General features: G+C 66.2%; 6 protein-coding genes and 2 pseudogenes. 5 read left to right on the top strand and 3 right to left on the bottom strand.

What is annotated here, in order from left to right; all coding sequences use genetic code 11:
* Positions 1 to 710 (bottom strand): annotated as a pseudogene (locus WB785_RS24075) (FUSC family protein); the annotation flags it as partial.
* 126 nt (positions 711 to 836) lie between these two features.
* Between WB785_RS24075 and galT the strand changes: the two are divergent.
* The 4 genes and pseudogenes from galT to WB785_RS24055 all read left to right on the top strand — a co-directional run bounded on the left by galT (position 837) and on the right by WB785_RS24055 (position 5,077).
* The gene (galT, locus tag WB785_RS24070; RefSeq protein ID WP_424082496.1) at positions 837 to 1,919 is read left to right on the top strand and encodes a galactose-1-phosphate uridylyltransferase; all 1,083 of its coding nucleotides are present in this window, start codon (positions 837 to 839) and stop codon (positions 1,917 to 1,919) included.
* Positions 1,916 to 3,016, top strand: a complete 1,101-nt coding sequence (locus tag WB785_RS24065) for a galactokinase (RefSeq protein WP_424082495.1) — start codon at positions 1,916 to 1,918, stop codon at positions 3,014 to 3,016. Before galT ends, WB785_RS24065 begins: the two co-directional genes overlap by 4 nt.
* 153 nt (positions 3,017 to 3,169) lie before the next feature.
* Positions 3,170 to 3,914: pseudogene (locus WB785_RS24060) on the top strand (Mut7-C RNAse domain-containing protein).
* Positions 3,911 to 5,077, top strand: a complete 1,167-nt coding sequence (locus WB785_RS24055) for an FAD-binding domain (RefSeq protein ID WP_424082494.1) — start codon at positions 3,911 to 3,913, stop codon at positions 5,075 to 5,077. The pseudogene WB785_RS24060 and the gene WB785_RS24055 overlap by 4 nt, the downstream one beginning before the upstream one ends.
* Here the strand turns inward: WB785_RS24055 and WB785_RS24050 are convergent.
* Positions 5,074 to 5,559 (bottom strand): hypothetical protein, encoded by a 486-nt coding sequence (locus tag WB785_RS24050; RefSeq protein WP_424082498.1) that lies wholly within the window; start codon positions 5,557 to 5,559, stop codon positions 5,074 to 5,076. The two genes, WB785_RS24055 and WB785_RS24050, sit on opposite strands and share 4 nt — an antisense overlap.
* An 88-nt stretch (positions 5,560 to 5,647) precedes the next feature.
* On the opposite strand from WB785_RS24050, the gene WB785_RS24045 reads away from it, so the two are divergent.
* Entirely contained in the window at positions 5,648 to 7,498 is a 1,851-nt protein-coding gene (locus WB785_RS24045) for an adenylate/guanylate cyclase domain-containing protein (RefSeq protein WP_424082492.1), read from the top strand.
* A 2-nt stretch (positions 7,499 to 7,500) separates the two neighbouring features.
* On the opposite strand, the gene WB785_RS24040 is transcribed toward WB785_RS24045, so the two are convergent.
* On the bottom strand, positions 7,501 to 7,971 hold a 471-nt coding region (locus WB785_RS24040; RefSeq protein ID WP_424082490.1), incomplete at its 5' end, for a hypothetical protein.

Here is a 7,971-nt window from a genome sequence, read left to right as displayed (position 1 = left end):
ACGGTGAGCTCGGCGTCGAACAACCACAGCGCAAGGTCCTCGCCGCTGACGTCGGGCCACAGCACGGCCGGGTTGACCTTCTCTTCGATCTGGCTTTGCACCATCAACGCGGTCTCGTTGAGCCGGGCCGTCCGAGCCCGCAGCCGCCGTCGGCGCCGTTCGTCGAGACGGCCGGCCTCGAGCGCCTCGGCGGTGGTGTCGATGACGATCGCCATCCGCGCCCGCAGCGAGCGCATGGTGGCTCGCAGTACGCCTTCGGGCCGATCGGGCAGGATGACGACGGTCATCAAGAAGCTGCACACCATGCCGATCAGCACTGCGCCGATCAGCCAGGGCAACTCGCGGGTCGTCGCACGCAAAAACTGCGCGAAGAAGTAGGCCATGAAAGCGACCATCCCCAGCGCCCGCCCGCGCGGGCCATACCGGCGGGCGTAGACCGAGGCGTACACGACGATGACGAACACCACGTCGCAGAGCACCCGATGCGGCGCCAGGACGGTAGCCGCGGTGAGGGACAGCGCCGCGGGCAGTGGCAGCAGCGCCAGCGTGACCTTCTGCTTGTGTGGGTCAGGTTCGTTGACGGCTCGTCCGGCGACCATGGTGATCAAAACGCCGAGCAGCGCGACAGTCAACGGCTGGTGGGTTGCCCTGGTGAGCAGAAACAGGATCAGCAGCGCGATCGCCAAGGAGACGGTCGTGCGGGCGGCCATCCGCAGCCGCAGTAGTCCGGGGTCGGAGCCGATCGCCCAGTTCTGCGCCCGCTGATACAGCGCGGTTGCCCGGCCGAACACTCGTGATTAGCCTCTCTCGCTTTGACCCTGTCTATCGTGACCCTAATGAACGTGACGGAGCCGACGCGGACCAAGCTGGCCGACGGCCGCGAGCTGCTGTTCTTTTCGCTGCCCGGCCACAGCCCGGCACCGGTCGACGACCGCCGGCCGCTGCCCGCGCGTAACCCGAATCAAACCGAATTGCGCTACGACCAGACGACCGGGCAGTGGGTGATCGTCGCGGCGCTGCGGCAAGACCGCACCTACAAGCCGCCGCCCGATCAATGCCCGCTGTGCCCGCGACCGACCGGTTTGACCAGCGAGGTGCCCGCAGCCGACTACGACGTCGTCGTCTTCGAGAACCGGTTTCCGAGCCTGTCCGGGGCGGGGTCGCCGCCCTCGGTGCCAGACGGGTTCGCGTGCGCGCCGGGATTCGGCCGCTGCGAGGTGATTTGCTTCTCCAGCAACCACACTGGGTCGTTCGCGGATCTAGAGACGGCGCATGCCCGGCTTGTCGTGGACGCGTGGCGACACCGGACTGCGGACTTGATGGCGATGCCCGGTGTGGAGCAGGTGTTCTGCTTCGAAAATCGCGGCGAGGAGATCGGCGTGACGCTGACCCATCCGCACGGACAGATCTATGGCTACCCATTTTTGACGCCGCGGACCGCGGCGATGCTGCAGCAGGCATCGGAGTATCGAGAGTCACACGGCAGCAACATGTTTGCCGATCTACTGGCCCGTGAGGTCCAGGACGGCACGCGGGTGGTGGCGCGCACCGATCTGTTCACCGCGTTCGTGCCATTCGCGGCGCGTTGGCCGGTGGAGGTGCACATCTATCCGAACCGGTTCGTGCACAACCTGCTTGACCTTGGCGCAGCCGAGCTGGACGATTTCGCACGGATCTACCTTGACGTGTTGCGCCGGTTCGACCGGATGTATTCCGGTCCGCTGCCGTATATTTCGGCGCTGCATCAGTATGCCGACACCGACGCGCAGCGCGAGGGTTACTTTCACGTCGAGCTGATGTCGATTCGGCGCAGTGCGGTCGCGCTCAAGTATTTGGCGGCTTCGGAGTCGGCGATGGACGCGTTTATCAGCGATGTGACGCCCGAGGCCGTGGCCGAGCGGCTGCGAGGGCTCGGGTGACGGTCCGATACGCCGCGCCGGGACGGATCAACCTGATCGGCGAGCACACCGATTACAACCTCGGCTGGGCGTTACCGATCGCGTTGCCGCAGCGCACGGTGGCGACTTTCGAGCCATCGGATGCCTCTGCGATCACGGTCTGCAGCGACCGCGTCGACGGCTCGGTGCGAATCCCATTGCGCACCAAGCCCGGTGAGGTGGCCGGGTGGGCCGGCTATGTGGCCGGGGTGGTGTGGGCGCTGCGCATGGCCGGGCATCCGGTGGGCGGCGGGAGCATGTCGGTCACCAGCGACGTCGAGATGGGGTCGGGCCTGTCGTCGTCGGCGGCGTTGGAGTGCGCTGCGCTGGGGGCGTTCGTGACGGCTGCCGGCTGGCGGATCGATCGGCTTGGGCAGGCGCGGCTGGCGCAGCGGGCGGAGAACGAGTATGTCGGCGCGCCAACGGGTTTGCTTGATCAGTTGTCGTCGCTGTTCGGTGCGGAGTCGACGGCGCTGCTGATCGATTTCCGGACTCTGGCCGTCGAGCCGGTGGCGTTCGACCCGTCGGCCTCTGGTGTGGCGCTGTTGTTGATCGACTCCCGGGAGCGGCACGGTCACGTTGGCGGTGAATACGCGGCGCGTCGGCTGTCGTGTGAGCGGGCGGCCGCCGATGTGGGTGTGGTGTCGTTGCGGGAGATTCAGGATCGCGGGCTCTCGGTGCTGGACGGAGTGCGCGACGCGGTCGATGCTCGGCGGGCTCGTCATGTGCTGACCGAGAACCAGCGGGTGTTTGATTTTGTTGCGGCCGTTCGTGGTTCAGACTACGGCGAGGCGGGCCGTATCTTTAATGCTTCCCATGCGTCGATGCGTGACGATTTCGAAATCACCACCGAGAACATCGACCTGATCGCCTCGGTTGCGGTCGAGGCAGGCGCTTTTGGCGCCCGAATGACCGGTGGCGGCTTCGGTGGGTGCGTGATCGCGTTGGTGCCCGCCGATCGGATCGAGGCCGTCGGTGCGGCGGTGCGCGAGGCGGTGCTTTCGGCGGGCTATGAGGAACCGGCGATCACGCGGACCCACGCCGCGCAAGGCGCGGGCGCCGTCACATCTGCCACATGAGTATCTCGAAGAGGTGACACTCACGATTTGCCCGCCTCTGAGCGACAACTCGTGAGCCGCTGGGGCGTTGTCGCTCAGAGGCGGGCAAGAGGCCAAATGGTTCCGGCGGGCGGGCTTGATTGCGCGCCGCCACCGCAAGGGAGAGCATGAGGCATGGTCGGCTACGTGAACGTCCGCGCTTACGCCGAGCTCAACGACTTCCTGGCGCCCGGGTCGCGCGGTGTGACGGTGCGCCGGCCGTTCCGCAGCCACCAGACCGTCAAGGATGTGCTGGAAGCGATGGGCATCCCGCACACCGAAATCGACCTCATCCTGGTTAACGGCGATCCGGAAAACTTCGACCACCGCCCCACCACCGGCGACCGCATCGCCGCCTACCCGATGTTCGAGGCGTTCGACATCGGCCCGACCGCGAAACTGCGGCCAACCCCGCTACGTGATCCGCGCTTCGTCGTCGACGTCAACCTCGGCCGGCTGGCGCGGCTGCTGCGCGTACTCGGCTTCGACGTGTGGTGGTCCAGCGACGCCGACGATCAGAGCCTGGCCACTATAAGCCTTGAGCAGCAACGCATTCTGCTGACCCGCGACCGCGGCCTGCTGAAGCGCCGCGCGATCACCCACGGGCTGTTCGTGCACTCCCAGCAGCCCGAGCAGCAGACGCGCGAGGTGATCCGGCGACTGGACCTAAGCGAACGACTCAAGCCGTTGACCCGGTGTGTGCGGTGCAACGGCATACTCACCACGGTCTAAGGACGAGGTGATCGATGACCTCGAGCCGCTGACCCGCCGCTACTACGACCAATTCAGCCGTTGCGCAGACTGCGGCCGCATCTACTGGGCCGGGTCACACTACAAGCGGCTGCTCGACCTCGTCGAACGCGTAAGAATCGAAGCGTGAGGATCGCAATCAGCGGCGCCGGCGTGGCGGGCGCAGCGCTGGCCTACTGGTTAGACCGCACCGGCCACACCCCAACCCTGATCGAGCAGGCGCCGCAATTCCGCACCGGCGGCTACATGATCGACTTTTGGGGAGTCGGCTACCAAGTCGCCAAACGCATGGGCATCGAGGACGCCATCCAGTCGGCGGGGTACCAAATTGAATGGCTTCGCTCCGTTGGCTCGCGCGGCGAGGTCAAGGCCGACGTGGACGTCGACGTCTTTCGGCGCATGATCGGCGAAGACTTCGCCAGCCTGCCCCGCGGCGACCTGGCCGCCGCGATGTACACCACGATCGAGGACAAGGTCGAAACCATTTTCGGCGAAAGCATCGCGAGCGTCGAGCAGCGCGATGACGGTGCCCGGCTGACCTTCGAGAACAGCGCGCCGCGTGAATTCGACCTGCTGATCGGCGCCGACGGGTTGCACTCGAACGTGCGCAGGCTGGTCTTCGGGCCAGAGCAGGACTTCGAACGCTACCTCGGCTGCAAGGTCGCGGCGTGCGTTGCCGACGGATACCGGCCCCGCGACGAGCTGGTCTACGTCACCTATGGCTCACCCGGTCGCCAGCTGGCGCGTTTCGCGTTGCGCGACGACCGCACCATGTTCTTGTTCATCTTCCGCGCCGAGCACAACACCACCGACCTGACACCAAAACACCAGCTGCGCAACGAGTTCAGTGATGTCGGCTGGGAGTCGCACGACATCTTAGCGGCGCTCGATAACGTGGACGACCTGTATTTCGACGTCGTCAGCCAGATCCGGATGCCCAACTGGTCGCGCAGTCGGGTGCTGCTGATCGGCGATGCGGCCGGCTGCATTTCGTTGCTGGGCGGCGAGGGCACCGGCCTGGCGATCGCCGAGGCGTACGTATTGGCCGGCGAACTCGCGCGGGCCGGCGCCGACTACCGACACGCCTTCGACGCCTACCAGTCGCTGCTGGGTCCGTTCATCAAGACCAAGCAAGCCGGCGCGGTGCGCTACATTCCGTTCTTCGCCACCCGGACCCGGTTGGGTCTGTGGGTTCGCAACGCGGGGTTGCGTATGGCGAACTTCGCGCCGCTGACCACCCTGTTTGCCGGCAGCATTCGCGACAACTTCACGCTGCCGGAATATGACATCTAGGTGGCCGGGGTGAAGCGGATCGCCCTCAGCTTCAGCTCGTCGACGGCCTCGGCCCACTGATCGCGGGTCGGCATCTGATTATCGCGGAACCCTAACCCCATTGCCCGCCCTGCGCGCTTGGCTCCGTAGCCCTCGGCGCAGCGCGCATAGAGGTCGATAACATGCGCCTTGTCCGTGATGAGCTCGCCGCGCATCGTCGTCTTCTTGCCGTCGTGCAGGACCTGTGCGGTGGCGCCGTCGCGGAAATTGTTCTTCCAGGTCGCGCCGGTCATCGCATACAGGACGCCGTCAATTGCATGGGCGCTCAACGGAAGTGAGTAATGCTTCCCGCTTTTGCGGCCGGTGAAGTCGACCACCATCAGCTGGTTGCGTGCCGGGCCGGCGAATGGGGTGTGCAGCAGCATTTTCATCATCGGGTTGACGAGGCGCAGTAACGCCTCGGGTGGGTGCGACACGGTGATCGCGCTTGACTGTTCGGTCATGGCCTCAGGGTAGCCCCCAAAGCCGTTTCTGGCGCCGCGGATCATTTGCTGGCGTACCATAACGGCGCCGAAGTAGCTGGAGGCGCGGATGACCGACACGCAAAGCCCGCCCGTCACTGCCGAAGGACTGCTGAAAGACGTCAAGGCTTTCTTCGATCACGGCGAATTCTTCCGCGCCTACGACCAGGCGACCGACGCGCTGGAGCTGTTTCCCGACAACTTCGGGCTCGCACATCGCGCGGTGCTCAGCCTGGCCAACGCCGGCGCGACATCGCTTGCGCTCGAGAAGTACTACGAATTCGGCCTCGACAAGCGACCGGAGACCGACGCCCGCAGCCTGCTCGGCCGGCTGAAGAAGGACCAGGCCTTCGCCGAGACGGGCGAGGCGCGCGCCGCGTTGTTCCGCGAGGGCCGCGCACGCTATGAGGATGCCTTCCGCGCCGCCACCGACGCCGGCGACCCGGAGGCCTATTACCCCGCGATCAATGCCGCAACGTTGGCCCTGTTCGCCGGCGATACCGAAGCTGCTGACCGGCTCGCCGGCGACGTTCTCGACCTTCTGAAGCCGCGCATCACGAATCTGGATGACGCTGCGCCCGACCGCTATTGGGTGCTGGCGACCGCCCTCGAAGCCCATCTTGCGATGGGCGATCTCGACGCGGCGGGTGGGCTGGTCGACCAAGTCGTCGGCGCAGCCGGCCACGACGACGCCGCGCTGGCCACCACCGGCCGGCAGCTTGAACGCATCGTCGCGGCGAAGAAGCTCGACCCCGGCGTGCTGGGCGCGTTCAAGCCACCGACCGTCGTCCATTTCCTCGGCAGCAATAAGCAGGCGACGACGACCGCGGCCGATATCACCTCGCTGATCAAGGGGATTCGCATCGGCGCGGCCTATGGCTCGCTCGCCGCCGGCACGGACATCTTGTTCGCTGAGGCGCTGCTCGAACGCGGCGTCGCGCTGAATATCGTATTGCCCTTCGGCACAGCCGATTTCATCGAAGAGTTAGTCCGCCCGGCGGGCGAGGGCTGGGTTGTGCGCTTCGAGGCATGTCTCGCCGCGGCCAAGACGGTGCGCTTCGCGACCGAGGACGCGTATTTGGGCGACGATCAGCTCTTCCCCTACAGCAGCAGCCTGGCGATGGGTCTCGCCAGCCTGTGCGCCCGGCATCTGCATGCGCCGCTGATGCAGTTGGCGGTGTGGGACGGTGTCGTCGATGAAGGCGCGATCGTCGATACCGCCGCCGACATGAGCGCTTGGCGCGAGGCCGGCCACCCGGTCAAACTCGTGCCGACCGGTCAAGACGCGGATCTTGAGAAGCTTCCACCCTGGCACCGTCCGAAGGTTGCTCGTGGCCGACGTGACACGCGCGCAATGCTTTTCGGCGATATCCACGGCTTCAGCAAGCTGACCGACGCCCAACTGCCGCACTTCACCCAGACGATCATGGGCACGTTGGGTGAGGTGGCGCGCGGCCACAAGCAGCACATCACGTTCGTAAATACCTGGGGGGACGGTATTTTCGTCGTCTTTCGCGATGCCGGCCGAGCAGCCGCTTGTGCGCTCGACATGCAGGACGCCCTGAGCGCAGTCGATCTCGAGGCGGCTGGGCTGCCCGACACGCTCAAGTTGCGCCTCGGCGGCCATCTCGGACCGGTCTATGAGCTCGACGATCCGGTCACCGACCGGCCCAACTATTACGGCGCCCACGTCAGCCGCGCCGCACGCATCGAGCCGATCACGCCGGAAGGCTGCGTCTATGTCACCGAGACATTTGCGGCAATGTTGGCCCTGCACAACGCCGGTCAGTTCTCCTGCGACTACGTCGGCAACACGGAGATGGCCAAGCATTACGGTCGGCTGCGCATGTTCCTGCTGCGGCGCGCGACCGACGGCAAAGGCCCGCCCGTGCTGGGCGATATCGAGCGCGCGGCGGGGTAGCGCTATCCCGCCTTCCGGCAGATGACGAGGGCCTCGATGTAGTCCCAGCGATAGCGGTCGGGGGCGTCCACAACGCGCTCTTGCAGCTCTTCGAAGAAGTCGGCGAGCAGACCCGCAGCACGGGCTTCGCCCTCGTGCGCAAAGGCACGCAGGAGGAGCGGCCCTCCCCACGCGGCCACGCTCAGTACGTATTCCCGCGCGAACACCGCGGGATCGTCGTGCCAGTAAGGGTTGTCGAGACGGAACAGCTCGGCGCTTTCGAGTTCGAGGCCGGCGAAGCGCCCGCCGCCCGCCTCAAAGGGAGCCCGGAACTCGTCGATTGTGCGCGCCCAGACCGGAACGACGGCCGCGGCGACGGTGGCGTCGCGAATGCGACCCGCGCGGCACCAATCGGCGAGCAGCGAATTCATGTGCCCGATGATCTCGTCGTAGAGCCCGGTCCTGTGCGGGCATGGGGCGGTGGAGGCCGGGAT

This window comes from Mycobacterium sp. (genome assembly GCF_049585075.1).
In the GTDB taxonomy this organism is placed as follows: domain Bacteria; phylum Actinomycetota; class Actinomycetes; order Mycobacteriales; family Mycobacteriaceae; genus Mycobacterium.
Note: the sequence above shows the minus strand (reverse complement) of the source record. Positions and strands in the feature narration are given on the sequence as shown.

What these genes read in the sequence shown, in the direction of transcription:
- WB785_RS24050 (WP_424082498.1), bottom strand. Translation starts at nt 5,559, where the DNA reads ATGACCGAACAGTCAAGCGCGATCACCGTGTCGCACCCACCCGAGGCG.
- WB785_RS24045 (WP_424082492.1), top strand. Translation starts at nt 5,648, where the DNA reads ATGACCGACACGCAAAGCCCGCCCGTCACTGCCGAAGGACTGCTGAAA.
- galT (WP_424082496.1), top strand. Translation starts at nt 837, where the DNA reads ATGAACGTGACGGAGCCGACGCGGACCAAGCTGGCCGACGGCCGCGAG.